Origin of the sequence: Hymenobacter sp. (genome assembly GCF_036388155.1) — a bacterium.
Lineage (GTDB): Bacteria > Bacteroidota > Bacteroidia > Cytophagales > Hymenobacteraceae > Hymenobacter.
Map to the genome: position 1 here is coordinate 1 of NZ_DASVSI010000146.1, position 20,252 is coordinate 20,252.

At 63.2% G+C, this 20,252-nt stretch carries 16 protein-coding genes; 11 read left to right on the forward strand and 5 right to left on the reverse strand.

The window, feature by feature from the left end; genetic code table 11:
* The first annotated feature begins 160 nt into the window (after positions 1-160).
* The 5 genes from proB (at position 161) to VF629_RS20830 (ending at position 3,795) form a co-directional block, all read left to right on the forward strand.
* Complete coding sequence (proB, locus tag VF629_RS20810; RefSeq protein WP_331060433.1) at positions 161-1,252, forward strand: glutamate 5-kinase; 1,092 nt, start codon at positions 161-163, stop codon at positions 1,250-1,252.
* 26 nt (positions 1,253-1,278) lie between these two features.
* Positions 1,279-2,604 (forward strand): glutamate-5-semialdehyde dehydrogenase, encoded by a 1,326-nt coding sequence (locus VF629_RS20815; RefSeq protein ID WP_331060448.1) that lies wholly within the window; start codon positions 1,279-1,281, stop codon positions 2,602-2,604.
* A gap of 4 nt (positions 2,605-2,608) precedes the next feature.
* Entirely contained in the window at positions 2,609-2,869 is a 261-nt protein-coding gene (locus tag VF629_RS20820) for a DUF1905 domain-containing protein (protein WP_331060434.1), read from the forward strand.
* Positions 2,866-3,099, forward strand: coding sequence for a YdeI/OmpD-associated family protein (locus VF629_RS20825; protein WP_331060435.1), 234 nt, complete (start codon positions 2,866-2,868; stop codon positions 3,097-3,099). Before VF629_RS20820 ends, VF629_RS20825 begins: the two co-directional genes overlap by 4 nt.
* A 210-nt stretch (positions 3,100-3,309) precedes the next feature.
* Positions 3,310-3,795 carry a hypothetical protein gene (locus VF629_RS20830; RefSeq protein WP_331060436.1) on the forward strand — a complete coding sequence of 162 codons (486 nt, stop codon included), beginning with the start codon at positions 3,310-3,312 and terminating at the stop codon, positions 3,793-3,795.
* A gap of 12 nt (positions 3,796-3,807) precedes the next feature.
* Here VF629_RS20830 and VF629_RS20835 read toward each other — a convergent pair whose 3' ends face one another.
* A complete protein-coding gene (locus VF629_RS20835; RefSeq protein ID WP_331060437.1) occupies positions 3,808-4,254 on the reverse strand; it encodes a DUF2141 domain-containing protein in 447 nt (148 codons plus the stop codon).
* A gap of 292 nt (positions 4,255-4,546) precedes the next feature.
* On the opposite strand from VF629_RS20835, the gene VF629_RS20840 reads away from it, so the two are divergent.
* Entirely contained in the window at positions 4,547-5,878 is a 1,332-nt protein-coding gene (locus tag VF629_RS20840; protein ID WP_331060438.1) for an NAD(P)/FAD-dependent oxidoreductase, read from the forward strand.
* A 128-nt stretch (positions 5,879-6,006) separates the two neighbouring features.
* Positions 6,007-6,411 carry a hypothetical protein gene (locus VF629_RS20845; protein ID WP_331060439.1) on the forward strand — a complete coding sequence of 135 codons (405 nt, stop codon included), beginning with the start codon at positions 6,007-6,009 and terminating at the stop codon, positions 6,409-6,411.
* 85 nt (positions 6,412-6,496) lie between these two features.
* On the opposite strand, the gene VF629_RS20850 is transcribed toward VF629_RS20845, so the two are convergent.
* Complete coding sequence (locus VF629_RS20850; protein ID WP_331060440.1) at positions 6,497-7,105, reverse strand: DUF4136 domain-containing protein; 609 nt, start codon at positions 7,103-7,105, stop codon at positions 6,497-6,499.
* Positions 7,106-7,523: 418 nt separating this feature from the next.
* On the opposite strand from VF629_RS20850, the gene VF629_RS20855 reads away from it, so the two are divergent.
* Entirely contained in the window at positions 7,524-8,357 is an 834-nt protein-coding gene (locus tag VF629_RS20855) for an alpha/beta hydrolase (protein ID WP_331060441.1), read from the forward strand.
* A 300-nt stretch (positions 8,358-8,657) separates the two neighbouring features.
* Positions 8,658-9,992 carry a Gfo/Idh/MocA family oxidoreductase gene (locus VF629_RS20860; protein WP_331060442.1) on the forward strand — a complete coding sequence of 445 codons (1,335 nt, stop codon included), beginning with the start codon at positions 8,658-8,660 and terminating at the stop codon, positions 9,990-9,992.
* A gap of 226 nt (positions 9,993-10,218) precedes the next feature.
* Here the strand turns inward: VF629_RS20860 and VF629_RS20865 are convergent, their stop codons facing one another.
* From VF629_RS20865 to VF629_RS20875, 3 genes are all read right to left on the reverse strand, one after another.
* Positions 10,219-13,095 carry a hypothetical protein gene (locus VF629_RS20865; protein WP_331060443.1) on the reverse strand — a complete coding sequence of 959 codons (2,877 nt, stop codon included), beginning with the start codon at positions 13,093-13,095 and terminating at the stop codon, positions 10,219-10,221.
* Positions 13,096-13,353: 258 nt separating this feature from the next.
* Positions 13,354-14,463, reverse strand: coding sequence for a glycerophosphodiester phosphodiesterase (locus VF629_RS20870; RefSeq protein ID WP_331060444.1), 1,110 nt, complete (start codon positions 14,461-14,463; stop codon positions 13,354-13,356).
* A gap of 302 nt (positions 14,464-14,765) precedes the next feature.
* Positions 14,766-15,164 (reverse strand): hypothetical protein, encoded by a 399-nt coding sequence (locus VF629_RS20875; protein WP_331060445.1) that lies wholly within the window; start codon positions 15,162-15,164, stop codon positions 14,766-14,768.
* A 372-nt stretch (positions 15,165-15,536) separates the two neighbouring features.
* Here VF629_RS20875 and msrA point away from each other — a divergent pair, with 372 nt between their 5' ends.
* Entirely contained in the window at positions 15,537-16,211 is a 675-nt protein-coding gene (msrA, locus tag VF629_RS20880; protein ID WP_331060446.1) for a peptide-methionine (S)-S-oxide reductase MsrA, read from the forward strand.
* A gap of 157 nt (positions 16,212-16,368) precedes the next feature.
* A complete protein-coding gene (locus tag VF629_RS20885; protein ID WP_331060447.1) occupies positions 16,369-20,178 on the forward strand; it encodes a PAS domain-containing protein in 3,810 nt (1,269 codons plus the stop codon).
* Positions 20,179-20,252 lie beyond the last annotated feature (74 nt).

A 20,252-nucleotide genomic window follows, 5' to 3' on the forward strand; every position in this document is an offset into this window, starting at 1 on the left:
GTCGAAGCATCTCTACCTCAATACTAATTAATACTTGTACTTGCGCGGTAGAGATGCTTCGACGCCGCTCAGCATGACGGCTTTTTCAACGTTACGGTTATATCCCAATAAAACCGAAAGGCGCTGCTAGCTTTGGCAGCGCCTTTTTTGTGCCTTGCCCATGCCTGCCTCCTATCGCCGCATCGTCGTTAAAATCGGTTCTAATGTGCTGACGCAGGCCAACGGCCTGCCCGATGTGAACCGCATGGAGCACTTGGTGGCGCAGGTGGTGAAACTGAAATCGCAAGGACTGGAGGTCATTCTGGTGTCGTCGGGCGCGGTGGCGGCAGGGCGTAGCCTCATCAGCGTGCCGGCCCAGGCCGATGCCGTGCGCAGCCGCCAGCTGCTGGCCGCCGTGGGCCAGGTGAAGCTCCTGAGTACCTACGCTGACCTGCTGAGCCGGCACCAGTTGCTGTGCGCGCAGGTGCTGGTGACCAAGGAAGACTTCCGCGACCGGCAGCACTACCTGAACATGAAAAACTGCTTCCAGGAGTTGCTGCAGCGCGAAGTCATCCCCATCGTGAACGAGAACGACGTCATCTCCGTCACGGAATTGATGTTCACCGACAACGACGAACTGGCCAGCCTCATTGCCGCCCAGCTCGATGCCGACGCCCTCATCATCCTGACCAACGTGGACGGCATTTACAATGGCGACCCGCGCCTGCCGGAATCCAAGGTTATTCGGGAGATTGCCCCAACGGCCACGGGCTTCGACGGTTTCATCACCGCGCAACGCTCGCAGTTTGGGCGCGGCGGCATGCTCACCAAGTGCCACATGGCCCACAAAGTGGCCAAGCTGGGCATCAGCGTGCACATTGCCAACGGCAAAACGGCCAACGTTCTGCCGGCCGTGCTGGCCGGCACCGTGCTGCACACCTGGTTTCGGCCCAGCAAAACGGCATCGGGCAAGAAGAAATGGCTGGCCCATGCCCACGCTGCGGTAAAGGCCGTGGTGCAGGTAAACGCCGGGGCGCGAGCGGCCCTCAGTGCGCCGGGCAAAGCGCGGAGCCTGCTGCCGGTGGGCGTGCTGCGCATCGAGGGCCAATTCCAAAAAGGCGATATTGTGCAGCTGACCGACGAAACCGGCCAGCCGCTGGGCCTGGGCATTGCCGAATACGGCTCCGACAAGGCGCTGGAGCGGCTGGGCCAGCAGCACCAGCGCCCGCTGGTGCACTACGACTACCTCTTTCTGAACCCTGACACGCTGTAGCGACGCAACACTTTGCGTCTCCTCGCCTGCGCCATACCAGCAGCTCCGTTCAACGTCAAGGCGCGAAGTGTCGCGTCGCTACATCCCCAACCTGCTCTCCCGTGGACCTGACGCCCCTCTTCCAAGCCGCCCAGCGAGCCAGCCGCGAGCTGGCTGCCTTCGGCCCCGCCGCCACCGATGCCTTGCTCCACGACCTGGCCGCCGCCACCGTGGCCGAAACCGATTTCCTGCTGGCTGAGAACGCCCGGGATTTGGCTTTGATGCCTGAACCTAACCCCAACCACGACCGCCTGCGCCTCACCGCCGAGCGCCTGCAGGGCATGGCCGCCGACCTGCGCAACGTGGCCGCGCTGCCCTCGCCGCTGGGCCAAATCATCAGCGAAAGCGAGCGGCCGAATGGCCTGCAACTGCGCAAGGTGCGGGTGCCGCTGGGCGTGGTCGGCATCATCTACGAGGCCCGGCCCAACGTGACATTCGACAGCCTGGCACTGTGCTTAAAGACAGGCAATGCCTGCCTGCTGAAGGGTGGCTCCGACGCGGCCTTTTCCAACGCGGCGCTACTAGCCGTGGCCCAGCCCGTGCTCATGCGCCACGGCCTGAACCCCGCCGTGGCTACCCTCCTGCCGCCCGACCGCGCCGCCACGGCCGCGCTGCTGGCGGCGGTGGGCTACGTCGATGTGCTGATTCCGCGCGGCAGCCAGTCGCTCATCAACTACGTGCGGGAAAATGCGCGGGTGCCCGTCATCGAAACCGGCGCGGGCGTGGTGCACACCTTTTTCGATGAAACCGGCGACCTCACCACCGGCACGGCCATCATCGCCAACGCCAAAACCCGCCGCGTGAGCGTGTGCAATGCCTTGGATTGCCTGCTGCTGCATGAGCGCCGGCTGCCAGACTTACCAAAGCTGCTGGCGCCACTTGCCGCTGCTGGGGTGCAGCTCTTTGCTGACGGCCCAGCGCAGGCAGCACTAGCTGGACACTACCCCGCGGCGCTGCTGGCCGCGGCCACCGACGCGCACTTTGGCACCGAGTTCCTGGCCCTGAAAATGGCCGTTAAAACCGTGTCCTCGCTAGACGAAGCCTTGGACCACATCGCTCGCTATGGCTCCAAACACAGCGAAGCCATCATCTCAGCCGACGCCGCTCACTTGGAGACCTTCCTGAACGCCGTGGACGCAGCGGCGGTCTACGCCAATGCTTCCACCGCTTTCACCGACGGCGCGCAGTTTGGGCTGGGGGCCGAAATTGGCATCAGCACGCAAAAGCTGCACGCCCGCGGGCCCATGGGCCTGGCAGAGCTCACCAGCTACAAGTGGCTGATTCGCGGCACCGGACAAACCCGTAATTCCTGAGGCCATGGCTACCCCTATTACTCTTTCTTTTCGCGCCACGCTGGAGTCCGGCGGCCCCAGCTTCATACCCACCCAAACCATTGTGGTGCCCGCCGACGTGCTGGCTGCCCTCGGCGGCAAAGGCACCAAGCGTGTCATCGTAACCGTTCGTGGCCAGGCGTTGCGGCTGGGCCTGCTGTTGCTGGAAGGCGGCGGGCGCTACCTGATGCTGAACAAGGACATTTGCCGCGCCATGGGCATCAGCTGGGCGATGAATTCGAAGTGAGCATAGCGCCCGACCCCAACCCCAACCACGTGGACCTGCCCGATGAGCTGGCCGAAGCCTTCGCCGCGTGGCCCGAAGCCGAAGCGGCCTTCAACAACTACAGCGGGGCGCACCGCCGGGCCATGGCCCGCCTCGTGGACGAGGCCAAGCAGCCCGCCACCCGCGCCCGCCGGGCCGTGCAATTGGTGGAGCGGCTGGGCCGGGGCCTGCACCCGTTCCGGGGCGATTGAGGACGGGTAATCCAGCAGCAGGGGTAGTCTTTACGCGCTAATCGACTTACATTTAGAAATTCACTGCTGCGAACTCCCGCCCCTGCCACAGTCTACTTCCAGATGCAGTTCAGTCTACTCCGCCTCTTATTGGTACTCGTCTTTTTGGGAGTTATCCCCGTGGCCTGCTGCCCGGAAGAAACGCGGGACTACATAAGACCCCGGGAAATTATGCTCGCCTTGGCCGAGGCGGCGAATGGGACGGTGCTAGCCAGCGGTGCCCGCACTTCCGCCCCGGAATTGGTGGCCTCCGTCCGAATGGTGCTCGACCTAGTGGCTGCGAGGAGCGGCGGTTCGCCCTTTTCAGGGGCTGCCTACGCGCTTTCATGTCCCGAAGGTGGGGAGCTAGGGTTGAAAGAGGCCATTGCCTCGGTGGAGGTTACCAGCACGGGGCTTTTCAACGGAATCGCGGCGGGGCAGTCCCTGCAACGGTTCGTGCAATGCAGCGACGAGTACTCTACCCGGAAATTCCCCTTGGCCCAATTAGCCGATTCGCTCAACAAGAAGGAATCATACCCCATGTGGGCGTACAGGACCATCCGGCTGCACATCAGTCCCAAGCCGGCCGACAACAGCGCCCAGCAGTTCGAGGTGCGCCTGCAGTTGGCCAACGGCCAGGAACTTACCCAGCTCACCCCGGCAATTATTTGGGATTAGCGCCAGGTTGCGCTAGTCCTTGAGCACGATGCTTACCACTTTGCCGGGGCCGTCCACCGTGAACTTGCACTCGTCGAACACCGGGGCGGCCACGGTGGGGCGCACGTTGTTGGAAAAAGCATACGGCTCGGTGGGAATGCCGATGAAGTTTTTGTCAATCTTGTCGTTGTTGTTCAGGTCCTGCGTGATGGCCACGGCCCATTCGCCCTTGGGCAGCTCCACCGGCAGCGTGAATTCGCTCTTGCCCGCCGGCTTCACCGACTTGGAAAAAGCCCACTTGCCGCTCTTCAAAAACCCCTCGCGGGTGTTGTAAAAGAATAGCTTCACAGTGGAGGAAGTAGACACCAGCGACGACACCACAACGGTTACGGGCTGGGTTTCGGCGGCGCGCGGCGCTCGAGTAGCGGCGCCTAACAGGCAAGTACCCACCAACAGGAAAGCAGACGACAAAACATGCATAAGCGAAAAGTAAAAACGTGGAAGTAGGGCCCGAACAACTCGCTTTACGGAAAGAGTTCGATAACAACTAGTTTCAGGGAGCATAATCATTTCCGTCTTCTTTTCTTGCTATCACTGCTTCGACCGCTCACTACGAAGTATCCGGCGGCGCATTGCGCCTCTACGATGCCAGCTCAGCCAAGCCGCGGCTCATCTTTCAGCGGGCCACCAAGTAGCTTCCGGCAACCACTTCCTCGCAAACGGGGTAAAGCAGCACCATGGCGGGCCGCAATTTGGCCCCGAGCTTTACTGCATGGAAGGGTTAACGAAACTTGAGCACCTGGGCAAGCCGCGCGTGGTGATTGTGGGCGGCGGCTTTGGCGGCCTGGAGCTGGCCAAGGCGCTGGCCGATGCGCCGGTGCAGGTCGTGCTCATCGACAAGCAGAACTACCACACGTTTCAGCCGCTGCTCTACCAAGTGGCCACGGCGGGGCTGGACGAGGGCGACATCGTGTCGCCGTTTCGCAAAATCCTGAGCGAGCAGGCCAACTTCTATTTCCGAATGGCCGAGGTGAAGTCCGTGGACCCCGCGGCCCGGTTGGTGGAAACCTCCATCGGCTGCGTGCGCTACGACTACCTGGTGCTGGCCACCGGCGCCACCACCAACTACTTCGGCGACGAGGAAATGGCCAAGCACGCCATCGCCATCAAGAGCGTGGACGACGCCATTGAGCTGCGCAACACGGTGCTCTCCAACTTTGAGCAAGCCCTGCAGCTCGGCGACCGGGAGCAGCTCAACAGCTTGCTCGATTTCGTGATTGTGGGCGGCGGCCCCACCGGCGTTGAAATTGCCGGCGCCCTGAGCGAGCTGCGCAAGCACGTATTCCCCAAAGACTACCGCGAGCTCGACTTCCGGGAAATGGACATTCACTTGGTGCAAAGCGGCCCGGTGCTGCTCAAGGGCATGTCGGAAAACGCGTCGCACCAGGCGCTGGAATCGTTGAAGAAGTTTGGCGTGCAGGTGTGGCTCGACGCCCGGGTGAAGTCCTACGACGGCTACACGGCCACGCTCAACAACGGCAAGCAGCTCATTGCGCGCACCCTCATTTGGGCCGCCGGGGTCACCGGCGACCCCGTTCCGGGCCTCGACGCCACCTGCCTGCTGCCCGGCAACCGTTACGCCGTGGACGCCTACAACCGCGTGCAGGGCTACGAAAACATCTTCGCCATCGGCGACATCGCCCTGATGAAGACCGATGCGTTTCCGGAAGGCCACCCCATGGTGGCCCAGCCCGCCCTGCAACAAGGCCGCCTGCTCGGCCAGAACCTGCACCGCGTGCTTACCAACCGGCTCATGCAGCCCTTCGAGTACGACGACAAAGGCTCCATGGCCACCATTGGCCGCAACCACGCCGTGGCCGACATCAAGCTTTTCGGCAAGGAATACCACTTGCAGGGCTTCATTGCCTGGCTGGCCTGGAGCGTGGTGCACGTGGTGGCCCTCGTCGGCTTCCGCAACCGCCTGATGGTGCTGCTGGGCTGGACCTGGAGCTACTTCAGCTTCGACAAGGGCCTGCGCTACATCATCGGCAAAACCAAGTCCCCCCTGGTGGAGGCAGATGTGGAGGGCAAGGCCATTGTGTGAGCGAGGACGATGGCTTGGCTTCTAGCAAAAATAACAGTACAGTCCAGCATACCCACGCAACCCTTTTGGCAGGGTGCCGGTCAAGGCAGCAGAGACCCATCTTCAACTCTCTTGCAACTTTTTCTGCAATGCGCCTACTCCCCGCCCTCTCCTTGGCCCTGCTTTCGCTCACCGTTTTCAGCTGTAGCACCAAGTGCGGCGACCCCGAGCCCGCATTGCCTCCCTGCTTCTCCGGGGTGGTGGTGGGCGACGCCTGCCTCGACGGGATTCTGATTGAAGTAGACGCGGCCCACCCCATCGGCAAGCCCGCCGGCTCCTACGGCACCAACGTCATTGCCGCCGTCAACGTGGCCGACTTTGCCAGCCTCAACCAAGTGGGCCAGCGCGTGTACTTCCAGTACCGCAACGACCCCGCCCAGCAGAGCCCCAACCGCGTATGCACCGCCAACACGGTGCCACTGCCCGTGCCGCACCTGTTGCTAAACAACCTCGCAAGCTCGGCTTGCGCGCACGGCACTGCCGGTTCCCGCTAGCCTGCTCCTCGCCTTTTGCTCTGCAAAAGACAAACGCCCGGTCATAGTGGCCGGGCGTCTGTTTTTTAGTCTTTGCCAACGGGGATTACGAGCCTGAGTTAGCCCGGCCCTTCGGGAACTTCTCCAGAATGTCGCGGGCCGCTTCGGCAAACTGCGGGCCGAGGCGGGCGGGGTCGTTCACGGGGTCGACCATGGAGCCGCGCCACACCAGGTTGTTGGTTTTGGCGTCGATGAAGTCCAGCACCAGCGTGCCTTCGCGGTACTGCTCGGTGCGGGTGGTTTGGTAGTAGGCCGGCGAGTACCAGTAGCCGTAGTTCACGGGCAGCAGCAGGCCGCGGTAGCGCACCAAGTAGGGGTAGGCAAAGCCGGCGCCGGGCGGGGGCGGGTTCACCACGGTGCGCTCGGCCTGCTCCACGTAGATGTGGGTGGTGACGTAGAAGTCGGGGTTGCGGTTCACTTGCCGCAGGCCGCGCTTGCTTAGCTCGGCCTCGATGGCTTGCCGGATGTTCTCCTGCGCCAGGGGGCTGTTGAGCAGCGGGTTTTGGTCGCCTTGGGTTTTCACCTCGGTGTCGGCCCAGGAATACGTGCGGTATTTGGAGAAGTCGGTGCCGGGCCGTTGTTCCACGGTGACCGAGGGAGCGCAGGCGCTGAGCCACGTCAGCAGCAGCGCCGCCCACAACAGGGGGAGTTTCATAAAAGAGGGGGTTGGAAAGGAGGATGTCCGGATTTACCCAGCTCATCGAGCAAAGGTTATCGCCCAGGTTATGGCCTTTTGCAGGTTCTCAGGGCATAAACTGGACCTTCTCAAACAGCTTCTGCCTTACACACAGCAACCAATCAGTGAGCGGGTTGAATAAATACAAAACTTTATAAATCAACAAATATGCATGTTAAAATACAATAAATATGAGAAATTTTATAACCTGCGTAAATTAGCTACCATTTTAAACCTCGTCAATGGACTGAGGCAACTCGTTGATTAATTGATATGATTAAAACCAAATCAGTTGGTACACTTAACAATAATTTTCATATCCGCCATTTATTGAATCCATATTTTATATTTTCGCCGTATGTCCAACCCTTACTCCCGATAGAATCCTTTTACCGTTATGAGCGAACTTTCTACCTCTATTCTGGAACGTAGCAACGTTACCGTATCAGGCGCCAGCGGCCCTACCAAGCAAACCATCGTCTTTTTGCACGGGTTGGGCGGCGACCAAACCAACTGGCGCCTCCTGGCGCCCCATTTTGAGGAGCGCTACCAAGTAGTGCTACTCGACCTGATTGGGTCCGGCAAGTCGGACCTATCTGCCTACGACACCACCACCCACGGCACGTTGCAGGGCCACGCCAACGACCTGCTGGGCGTGCTCAGCGCCTTGGCCCTGCACGACGTCGTGTTCGTAGGCCATTCGGTGGGCGCCATGATTGGGGTGCTGGCCGCCGTGCGCGAACCCGAGCGTTTTTCCAAAATGGTGCTCGTCTCACCCTCGCCGCGCTTCATCAACGAGAGCGGCTACGCGGGCGGCTTCGAGCAGAAAGACATCAACGAGCTGCTGGCCGCCATGGACGGCGACTACAACGGCTGGTCGCACGGCTTCGCCCCGGTGATGATGGGCGCCCAAGCCCAGCCCGAGCTGGTGATGGAATTGAGCAACAGCTTCGTGCAGTCGAACCCCGAAATCGTGAAGCATTTTGCCCGCGTCACGTTCTTCTCCGACACCCGCGCCGAGCTGGATTACCTCACCATTCCCACGCTGATTGTGCAGTCGGCGCACGACGTGATTGCGCCGCTGGCCGTGGGCCACTACATCAACGAGCACCTCGCCGACAGCCGCATGGTGGTGGTGGAAACCGGCGGCCACTGCCCGCACCTCAGCGCGCCCGACAAAACGCTGGCCGCCATGGACCATTTCATGCACCACGAAACGGTGTTTCGCTAAGCCGCTGCCGCCGCAGCAAGCAGGAGGCCGGGGATTTTCTCCGGCCTTTTTTGTGGGCAATGGTAGTTGTAGAGACGCAATATTTTGCGTCTCGGCGTCCGCGCAACTAGCAAGTGGGTCCGGCGCCAGTCGTTCAACGACGAGACGCAAAACATTGCGGCTCTACGACGTTCTCTCGGCACCGTGGAAACCGTCGGCCGGGAACGATTGCGCAATTATTGTGGGCCCAGCATGGTGGAATTCAACGAAAAGACCGGCAACTTCACCAGGTTAAGTCTTCCCACTCATTCCGTTTTGCTTATGGAACGCCGCACTTTTCTTCAGAATACGGGCACGGCCCTGGCCGGCACCCTCCTCACCGACAACGTGCTGGCCGCGGCCCTGGCGCCGGCCAAAAAAAAGCGCGTGGCCATGGTGGGCACCGGCCACCGCGGCCTGAGCATGTGGGGCACCGACGTGCTGAAAGAGCACGGCGACCACATGGAATTTGTGGGCCTGTGCGACATCAACCCCGGCCGCGTGGAAACCGGCAAAAAGATGCTGGGCGCGAAGTGCCCCACCTTCACCGACTTCGACAAGATGATGAAGCAGGTGAAGCCCGACATTCTCATCGTGACCACCGTGGACGCTACCCACGACGAGTTCATCGTGAAGGGCCTGGAGTACGGGGCCGACATCGTGACCGAAAAGCCGATGACGACCGACGAAGACAAGTGCCAGCGCATTCTGGATGCCGAAAAACGCACCGGCCGCAAGGTCATGGTGACGTTCAACTACCGCTTCTCGCCCCACCGCCAGAAGATTTACGAAATGCTGCGGGCCGGCGCCATCGGCAAGGTCACGTCGGCCGACTTTCACTGGTACCTCGACGTGCACCACGGCGCCGACTATTTCCGGCGCTGGCACCGCAAGCGCGAGTTCAGCGGCTCGCTGCTGGTGCACAAGGCCACCCACCACTTCGACCTGCTGAACTGGTGGCTGGAGTCGGACCCGGAAGAGGTATTTGCCAACGGCCAGCTCGACTTCTACGGCAAAAACAACTCGTTCCGCCACACCAATTGCCGCCCCTGCCCGCACAAAGACAAGTGCGCCTTTTATTGGGACATGACCAAGGACAAGCGCCTGATGGCCCTGTACGCCGACAACGAGCAGCACGACGGCTACCTGCGCGACGGCTGCGTGTGGAAAGAGGACATCGACATCTTCGACAAGATGGCCGTGCAAATCCGCTACGCCAACCAGGTGCAAGTGAGCTACTCCCTCACCACCTACTCGCCCTACGAGGGCTACCGCATTGCTTTCAACGGCACCAAAGGCCGCCTCGAAGCCTGGATTAAAGAGAAACAGCCCTGGGAGGAAGAGGCGTTCGACGAAATTCAGCTCACCACCAGCTTCGGCAAGCGCGAGCTCATCCGCATCCCGAACAACGAGGCGGGCCACGGCGGCGGCGACTTGCGCCTGCGCAAGCAAATCTTCGCCCCCACCGGCCAGGACCCCTACCGCCAATCCGCTGGCACCCGCGACGGCGCCATGTCCATCCTGGTCGGCATCGCCGCCCGCAAAAGCATCGACTCCGGCAAGCCCGTGAAGATTGGCGACCTGACGTCGCTCAAGCCGCAGGCCGCACGGGCGTAGCCTACTAACAAGGCTTGAGTAGCAACGCCACCTTGTCATTGCGAGCAAAGCGAAGCAATCCGTCCTGTTCTCAGCAACCAGCTTCATGATGTGATAAGCCCTACCAGGTACGACCCCGGTACTGGTCAGTGCTAGGGCTCTTCGTTTGAATTTATCACATCTTATGGCTGGTCGCTGAGAACAGGACGGATTGCCACGGGCTGCGCCCTCTCAATGACAGAAAACCTCACAGCCGAATGCTAAACGCCAGCGGCTCCAACAGCCACTGCTGCGAATTGCTGCTGTATACCACGCGCACACCGGCTTCCACCGGCGTTCGCAGGCGCAGCACATTGAACAGCGCCGAGACGTCCCCTCCAAAATTCCGGTAGTTGACCCGCGCCAATCCGGTGCGGCCTTGCGCAACATCCACGAAAGCGGTGGCACGGAGGCGCTGCACATAGAGCCAGCGGCCCAAGGTCCAGTGCGTGTAGGCGATGGGCAGATAATAGTCGGCGCTGGCGGCTTGAAAACGGTCGAAGCTGGTGTAGCCTTCGCCGCGGGGGTACGACACGCCTTGCTGAAACTGGTACTGAGCTTGGTCCTGCCACTGGTAGCCGCCCCGTAGCCGGACGGCGTGGTGCCGACCGATGCCCGGCAGGAAGGCGCTGGCTTGCATGGCCCACTGCTCGGCCTCGAGGCCGGTGCCGAAGGGCGTGGTGCGCCAGGTGGCCAGCAGGTTGCCGCCCCCGCGCGGGGCCACGTCGCGGGCGCTCATCTTCAGCTGGGCCACGTAGGTTAGCGAGGTTTGCACGGCGTTCAGCGGGCTGTTGGGGCCTACTTCGGAGCGGCGGCGCACGGGCAAATCGTAGTCCCATACTTGCTCGCGCAGGAAGTGCGAGCCCAGCGTGAGGGCCTGCAGGTACTTCGAGCGCGTGAGGGTGAACGGCAGGCGCACCCCGGCCCGGAAGCGGGTGTAGCGCCACTGGTCGCGTACGAGGCTGTCGAGCGGGCGGCGTCGGTCCACGTACAGGGCCACGTCGCGGCCGCCGTACTCGGCTTCAACGTCGAGCACGGGGAAGAAGCCCTGGTAGCTGAAGGCGCCAATGCCGCTCACGGTGCGCTCGCTCTGGTCGTAGTTCAGCCCGGCAAATATTTGGGTAGTGCTCAGCAAGTCCTGCGAGCGCACGCCCACGCTCACCGAGTTGCCCACCGGGCTTTGCACCACGCCGTAGCTGAACACATTGAAGGCGTGGGCCAGCGGCGAGTAGCGGCGCACCCCGTAGCGAGGCCGCGCTGAGTCGGGCGCGGCCAAACGTTGGGCCATGGCCCGGCCGGCCGGCTCCTGGGCCGTGAGCTGGGCGGCGTAAATGGCCGGCGCCTCGGCCGTGGCTACGGGAACGGGTTGCCAGGTAGCGGGGTCTAAGGGCATTTCCACCACCCGGGCGCCGGTGGCGCGGAAGTCGTGAAATGCCAGGCTGCGGCCGTCCGGTGCAATGGCCGCGTGGTAGGCACCCAGCGGCCGGTTGGTCACCCGGTAGGTTTGGCGGGTGGCTATGTTAACCGCATAAATGTTATCGATGCCCGACTGCGGCGAATTATACAGCACGTGGTCGCCCCAGGGCTGGGGGTTGGTCAGGTTCACGTTGGCCACAGGCAATAAGGCATCGGCCGTTCCCGTAGTCGGGTCGATGACGACAATGGTTTTGCCGGCGGCGCTGAGCGTTACGGCCACGAGGCGGCGGCCGTCGGGGTGCCAGCGGGGCTGCTGGTACAGGTCGTTGGCGGGGTTGGGGAGGGTCTGCTCCACGGCGCCGGTGGTCGCGTTCAGCAGCACCAGCGAGTGGCGGTAGCTGGCATCGGTCTGCACGGCCACAAGGCGTTGCCCATCGGGCGACAGCGCCGCGGCCGAATAGCGGCTGCCCTGGCCCACGCGCCGGAGTTTGCCCGTGGCCAAGTCCAACACTTTTAACTCGGAGTACACCTGCTGCCCCCAGCGCGGGTGCTGCCGGAATTCGGGCCACACCGCCCGGCCGCCGGCCACCGACGCCATCTCGGACTGGTTCAGCAGGCCCGCCACAAACACCTTGCGCTCGGGCGCCCGGCGGCTGAGCAACACCCACTGGGCAATGTGGCCGAGGCCGGTTTTCAGGGCCAGCACGGTGCTATCGGTCACGTACTGCGGGTACCGGTACTCGGTAAATACCTTTTCGGAGGCCTGGGCCGCCAACTCGCGCGCCGGCGTGAGGGGCGGCAGCTCGCGCTGCTGGGCCCGCCAGGCAGAATCCAGCTCGGCCATGGTGCGGTCGTACAGGGCTTCGACCCGCAGGCCCGTGGTGCGCTTGATGCCGCGGGAAAACGAGAACGGGTAGAAGGGAAACCGGTAGTATTGGTCCAGGGCCTTGGCCCAGGCGTCGGGGCCGTGGTGGGTTTTCAGGTAGGAAGTGAGGAAGTAGCCCAGCACGTACCAATCGGGCACGTTATCGCGCAGCGAGCCATTGTTGGCTTTTTGGTAGCCGTAGCGGCGCCCGGCCAGCAGGTTGGCGCGCAGGCCCACCCCGAAGCTGGGGATGCGCCCGCGGCCGCTGCGCGTGAGGGCCGTTTCGGTGCCCACGGCGTCGCCCTCGAAAAACCATTGCGGCACGCCCACGGCCGCCACGCCCAGGGCGCCGTCGCCCAGCAGCGGGCCCAGCACGCGGCCGATGCCCTGCCGGGCTTTCTCGAACTGGCCCACGTGCCGGTACTCGTGCACGGCCAGCCCGTCGAGCCAGTCCACGGTACCCAGCCCCATGCCCTGCTGCGGCGTGGTGAAAAACTCGGCGTGCCGCGGCAGAAACGTCACGAAGCCGTTGGGGATGGTGGTCTGGCTTTGCAGCACCACCCCGATGGGCCGCGAGTTCACGCCCAGCGTGGCCACGCCGGGGCCGTGCAGCTGCTCGAGTCGCGCGGCGGTGCGCTGGGCCGCCGAGTCAATTCCGCCGCTGTAGAGCACCCGGAAGTGCGGGGTGCGCACCTGCTGCCAGCGCAGGGCGGGCGGGTTTTGGTCCAGCACAGACAGGCTTTGGGCGCGGGCGGGGGCCCACCCGAACAGGCCCAGCAGCCCGCACAGCAACAAACGACGCATATGGCTCAGCTAATGAGCTGCAAACAACGGCAATGCCCGCGAAAAAGCAATTGGCGGCGCGGCTACTTGCCGGGCCACGGGGCTTGCATGAAGGCCTTTTCTCTGGTTCGATTACCTAGAGCGGTTTTCAGCCTGGAGTACCCAGCGGTGGCCCTCCGTGCCTGCCCCCACCAAAGAATCGCGCCAACTATCAATAGCCAAAAAACGGCTGCCCGGACAGGACAGCCGTTTTTGGTGGCCGAATCAAAGCAAACAACGTTACTCCTTGGCGGCTACGGCCGTGGCGGTGTAGTCCGAGAACACGCCGTCCAGGCCCAGTTTGTAGAAGGCTTTGTATTCCTCGGTGGCGCTGGCTTGGAAAAAGGGCGTCCAATACCGGGTCTCGTCGCGGAAGGTGTAGGCGTGCACAAACAGGCCGCGGGCGTGGGCCCGCTCGATGAGCGTGGTGGCCGGCAGCTTGGCCGTGGCCGTGTAGGGCTGGATGAAGGGCTTCCAGGGCCCAATGCCGTCGGCGTAGGTTTTCACGAAATCCAGGCCGGCGTCGGTGGCCAGGTCGTTGTAGGTGCGCTTATCGCCCGACACCACGAAATCATACGGCTGGCCGTTGGGGGCCGTCATGTCCAGGCTGCCGGTGCTGGTCACGTCGTAGGCGTCGTAGAGCTGCACCAGGCGCACGGTCGACTTGTACTGGTCGCGGATGGCGCGCAAGTTGCCCACCTCAAACGACTGCACGAACACCGGCGCGGCGCGGTTGTTCCAGCCGGCGGCCGTGAGGGCGTCGAGCAGCTTGCTGGTCAGGGGCAGCCCCAGGCGCTCGTGGAAAGTGGGGTGCTTGGTTTCGGGATAGATGCCGATGACGCGGCCCTTGGCCGTGCTTTGGGCCTTGGCCAGGTCGATTACCTCCTGAAACGTGGGGATGTTGTAGAGGCCGTTGAACTGCTGGTTGCGGTCGGCAATGGCCTGCTTGGCCTTGAGGGTCTTGATTTCGGCCAGCGTAAAGTCGCTCGCAAACCAATCGGTCACGGACACGCCGTCGAGCATTTTGGTGGTTTTGCGGTTCGCAAACTGGGGCAGGTCGGCCACGTTGGTGGTGCCGGAGAGCATGGGCTCGTGCCGGCACACCAGCACCTGGTCTTTGGTCAGCACCAGGTCTTGCTCGATGAAGTCGGCGCCCTGGTCGATGGCCCGCTGGTAGGCTTCCAGGGTGTGTTCGGGCAATAGGCCCGAGGCGCCGCGGTGGGCAATGACCAGCGGGGCGTTCCCGTCGAGGGTGTTGTATTTGGGCAAGGTGGGAGTGTCGTTGTCGTCTTGGCAGGCGGCGAGGCCCAGCAGGCCCGTGGCGGCCAGCACGAAAAGGTAGTTTTTCACAGCTTGAGGCGTTAATGCCGTGCAAAATTTGCCCCCTGGCATTACCTCGTAGCTACGTGCAAGTTATCAAATTCAACGCTGAGCGGCCAACTGGCCCTGAAGTGGCTCGGCTTCGTGAACACTTATGGCGGTCCCGGTCCGACGCCCTAGGCGTCCGACCGGTTGTTGGTCCACCAAAATCGGGCGGCTGCGCTGAACTTACGACCCGCCAACGACAACCGGTGTACCGCCAAGCAGCGAAATCTACGAAATTGGACAGCCCGTGCGGCAGAACACACGCTTTCACGAAAAGCCTCCGCAACTCACATCTGCTGCAGCCAGGACTTCGCAGTATCGATGTCGTCGAAGGTGGCCACTACGGGGCTGTCGCCGGCGAATTGCAGGGTCAGGTCGGTCGACAAGCGGCTGTAAACGTTGGGCGAGTACACCCACGCAAAATACCGCAGGCCCCCGGCCGTCATGGCCGGAAACCACTCCTTGCCGCCCCACTCGGCCGCTTCGCTCCACATGCTTGTTACGCGCGTGTTGTTATTCAGCACTTTGTGGCAGCGCTGCACCTGCATTAGGCGCAGCATTTCCATAGCACCGTGCTGCACACTGGTTAAGTCCTGGTCGCCGTGCCAGTCGGCGTAAAGCCATTCGTTCAGGTGGTCGTAAGCAATGGTGATGTGTGGTTCCTCAAGTAAAGTTTGCAATGACATAGCAGGATAGAAGGCAGTGCGGCTTGCTACGGTAAATACGTAGAAAAGGATGCTGGCCCAGCGAAATTTTCGTACTCACTCCGCTCAAGTGCTTCACAAAACTTTTTGTTTGAAGAAAATCTTTTGCAGCAGACAGTATAAGTACGTGTCCGCTCGCTCATTGGCGGGCCACGAGACGGAAGAGGGCCTTTTTCGCTGCGCAAACATATTGCGCCCCCAGTACTTGGTCAAAGCAACCGGCCCGCAAGCCCAAGCAAGCGCGCATTTCGTATATCGAAGCTCGGTGGCAGGCAGGCGCGTAAGGCCCCAGGCCAGGCCGCGTCTACCTGCGCAAACGGCCAGTTTCGGCACTATTTCTGTTCTATTGCTCTCATGAAAAACCGATTGAAATCCATTGCCAGCTGCTGCCTGCTGGCCTTTACGTTTGCTTGCGGCACGCAGCAGCCGGCCGAGGCGCAGAACCCGCCGCGCTCCACGGCCGGCCCCGCCCCCACCAACCTGACGGGCTTGGCCATGGCGACCTTCGCGGGCGGCTGCTTCTGGGCCCAGGAAGAAGCTTTTGAACAGCTCAAAGGCGTGAAGCAGGTGGTGAGCGGCTACGCGGGCGGCACCAAAGCCAACCCCACGTACGAGGAAGTGGCCGACAAAACCACCGGCCACACCGAAACGGTGCAGATTTACTACGACCCCGCCGTCATCAGCTACCAAAAGCTGGCCGACATCTTTTTCACCGCCTCGCACGACCCCACCCAGCGCAACCGCCAGGGCAACGACGTGGGCCCGGAGTACCGCTCGGCCGCGTTTTACCGCACGCCCGAGGAGAAGAAAATCCTGGAAACCACCATTGCCCGCGTCAACGCCTCGAAGGAGTACAGCGGCAAAATCGTGACCGAAGTGGTACCGTTTAAGAAGTTCTGGCCCGCCGAGGACTACCACCAGGGCTACTATCGCCTGCACCCCGAAAACCCCTACATCACCAACGTGTCGGCGGCCAAGGTAGAGCACGTGCAGAAAGCATTTGCCAAAGACCTGAAAAATCCGCTGTAAGCGCAAGCACGCAGCCAATGCCTTGCCTATCAGCCTAAAAGCCCCGGCCCCTGCGACCGGGGCTTTTTGCTGGTGCGCGCAAGAGCACATGCCGCGGGCCTATATTTGAAAAGAGAAACCGCCCCCGGCCGGCCGGGGGCGGTTGTCCTTGCCGTTTATGCCTGCCCATACCTTGCCCGCTACCGATTTTGAATTGCTGTTTGCAGCGCTGCCCGAGCCCCTGGGCGCCCTGGCACCCGACGGCACCGTGCTGGCAGTGAACACGGCGCTGACGGCCTTGCTCGGTCCGGCCGCGCCGGACTTGTCGGGCCAACCGCTGGCGGCCTTGTGCGCGGCCCTGGCCGCCGCCGGCCACGCGCTGGCCCCCGCCGAAGCCTGGGCCAGCGGCTTGCAAGCCGCCCAAGCCGGCAGCGCCCAAACCCTGCCCCCCCAGTTGCCGAGCACCTTGCCGGCCCCGCCGCGCTGGACGGGCACGCTGCAGCCCGTGCCCGCCGTGGGCGAGCTGCGCTACGTGCTGCTGCGTTTTCAGCGGGCCAGCGAGCTGCCCGCCATGCAGCGCATCCTCGACCAATTGCCCCTCACCATCAGCACGATGGAAGGAGACGACTTAACCTTCACGTTCCTGTCCAAGCAAGCCCAGAAATCCATGGGCCCGCGGGCGCAGGTGGGCCGCAGCGTGGCGGCCTGCTTGCCCGAAGTGGCCGCCCAAGGCTACCTGCAGATGCTGCAAGAAGTGCGCGACAGCGGACAGCCGCGCTTCGGGCACGAAGAGCGCGCGGAATTGCTCGACCCCGCCACCGGCGGAGTGCAGGTGCGCTACAGCGACTTTGGCTACCTGCCCCTGCACGGGCTGCGGGGCGCGGGCGTGCTGGCCTACGGCCTCGACGTGACCGAGCAAGTACTGGCCCGCCAGCGCGGCGAGGCCTTGACCACCGAGGCCCGCACCGCCGACCAGCGCCTGCGCCGCGTGACGGAAAGCCTGCCGTCCATCACCTTCATCAGCAACCAAAAGGGCGAAGTGCTGTACATCAGCCCCCAGTGGTTTGCCTACACCGGCGCCAACCCCGCCACCGACGACCTGGCCCGCGACTGGCAAGCCAGCTTGCACCCCGACGACGACGCCCGGGTGCGGCAGGAGTACGAAGCGGCCCTGGCCGCGGGCATGCCCTGGCGCTACGAGCTGCGCCTGCGCCGCCACGACGGCGAGTACCGCTGGTTTATGAGCCAGGGCGTGCCCGAACCCTTGGAGGAAGCGCAGGCGGCGGGCCGCTCCCGGCAATGGTTCGGGTCGGACCTCGACATTCACGAGCTGCACGAAGCCCAGCGCCAGCTAGAATTAAAAGACCAACAGCTCAGCCTGATTCTGGACCGCGCCCCGGCCGTGATTGCCCGCCTCGACGGGCCCGAGCACCGCTACACCTTCATCAATTCGGCGTATGCGGCCATTACGGGCGGCCGGGCCCAGGTGGGCAAAACCGCCGCCGAATGCTTGCCCGAGGTGGTGAACCAAGGGTTTATCGCCCTGCTCGACAAGGTGTACCAAACCGGCGAAGCCTACACCGGGCAAGCGGTGCCAGTGCGCCTGCTGGAACACGCGGGAGCCTCCGACGAAGGCATTATTTACGTGGACCACACCTACCTGGCGCTGCGCGACGACCACGGCGCCATCACGGGCGTGCTGAGCTTTGCGCTGGACGTGACCGAACGGGTGCGCACCCAGCAGCGCGCCGAACGGCTGGCCGCCGAAATGGGCCGCCGCGACGAGCAGGTGCGCGCCATCACGGCGTCGGTGCCGGTGTTCATCTTCAACTTTGACCCGCAGGGTTCCATCACCTATATCAACCCGTATTTCTACGAATACACGGGGCTGAATCCGGCGGCTCCGCCCGACGAGGCCTGGGATACCCTGCCCGAGGACGACCGCGCTGAAGTGGGTAGCAGCGCCCGCGCCGCCATGGCCCTGGGCCAACCCTGGCAGGCCCAGTTTCGGGTGCGCCGCCGCGACGGCGAGCTGCGCTGGTTTCAAACCAAGGCCCAACCCTACGCCGACGCCGCGGGCCAGCTGGCCGGTTTCAGCGCGGCCACCGTGGAAATCCACGAGCTGCACACCCGGTCGGAGGAGTTGGTCCGCAGCCGCGCCGACTTTGCGGCCCTGGCCGACAACATCGCCCAGCTGGCCTGGATGGGCGACGCCACGGGCTACCTGTTCTGGTACAACCAGCAGTGGTACGACTACACGGGCTCGACGTTTGAGGAAATGCAGGGCGCGGGCTGGATGAGCGTGCACGACCCCGCACTGGTAGCGGGCGTGAACGAACGTTTCCTGGCGTCCATCCGGGCGGGCGAGCCGTGGGAAGACACGTTCCCGCTGCGGCGCCACGACGGCGAATACCGCTGGTTCCTGAGCCGGGCCCGGCCCATCCGGGACGCGGCTACCGGCGCCGTGGCGCGGTGGTTTGGCACCAACACCGACGTGACCGAGCTGCGGCAGTTGCAGCAGCGCCTCTCAGATGGCGAGGAGGAATTGCGCATTCAGGCCGAGAGCATTCCGCAGCAGGTGTGGACGGCCCAGCCCGACGGCACCGTGGACTTTTACAACCACCGCACGGCCGCGTACCTGGGCGTGGCCATGGAGAAGAACGGGGCCGCGCACTGGCTCAGCTTTGTGCACCCCGACGACCGCGCCCCCATGCAGGCCCGCTGGAACCAGGCCATTGCCTCGCAGCGCTACTACGAAGCCGAATTCCGGCTGCGGCGCTACGACGGGCAGTACCGCTGGTTCTTGGGCCAGGCGCAGGCCCGGCGCGCGCCCGGCGGCCAGGTAATGAAGTGGTACGGCACTAACACCGACGTGCACCAGCAGCGCCAGCTGCAGGAGCAGGTGCTGGCCAGCCAGGCCCGCTTCCAGCAGCTGCTCGAAACCCTGCCCCAAATGGCCTGGACCTCGCGGCCCGACGGCAGCGTGAGCTACTACAACCAGCGCTGGTACGATTTCACGGGCGGCACTTTTCAGGAATTGCAGGACTGGGGCTGGGAACGGTTTGTGCACCCCGACGACCTGCCCAACACCCTGCGCCGCTGGCAGCACAGCATCGACACCGGCCAGCCCTTCGAAGCCGAACACCGCTGGCGCGACCAGCAAGGGGCCTACCGCTGGTTTTTGGCCCGCGCCGAAGCCATTCGCGACCAGGCCGGGGACGTGGCCCTGTGGGTGGGCGCCAACACCGACGTGCACGAGTTCAAGCAGGTGCAGCAGCAGCTTGAAGAACAAAACGCCCGCCTGCTGCGCACCAACGAGGACCTCGACAACTTTGTGTACACCGCCTCGCACGACCTCAAGCAGCCCATCAACAACATGGCGGGCATTTTTGAGGAGCTGACCCGCACGGCCTACTTCCGCGACCCCGACGCCATCAAGCTCATCAGCTACTTTGAGCGGGCGCTGGCCCAGATATTCAGCACCATCGACGACCTCAGCGCCATTGTGCGCGGGCAGCGGCAGCAGCAGGAAATACCCGCCGAAACCGTGGACCTGGCCACCCTCGTGACCGAAGTCGTCAACAGCCTGCAAGACCAGGTGACGCAAACCGGCGCCGCCTTCGAGCTGGACTTTGCCACCTGCCCGGCCATCTTCTTTGTGCGGCCCAACCTGCAAAGCCTGCTGTTCAACCTCATCAGCAACTCGCTGAAGTATGCCTCGCCCAACCGGCCGGCCGTCATTCGCCTCAGCTGCACGCCCGATGCGGCCACGGGGCGCCCCATTCTCACGGTGCAGGACAACGGCATGGGCATCGACATGGAACGATTTGGCTCGCAGCTCTTCCAGCTGTTCCGGCGCTTCCACACCCACGTCGACGGCACCGGCATGGGCCTGTACTTGGTGAACCGCATTGTGCAAATCCACGGCGGCCACCTCGACGTGAGCAGCGTGGTGGACGAGGGCACGACGTTCACTATTTATTTGTAGCGTCTCTCTGCCTTTATTTAGCCCGTCATGTCGAGCGCAGCCGAGACATTTCGCGTGTGGTAGTAATTAGTTTT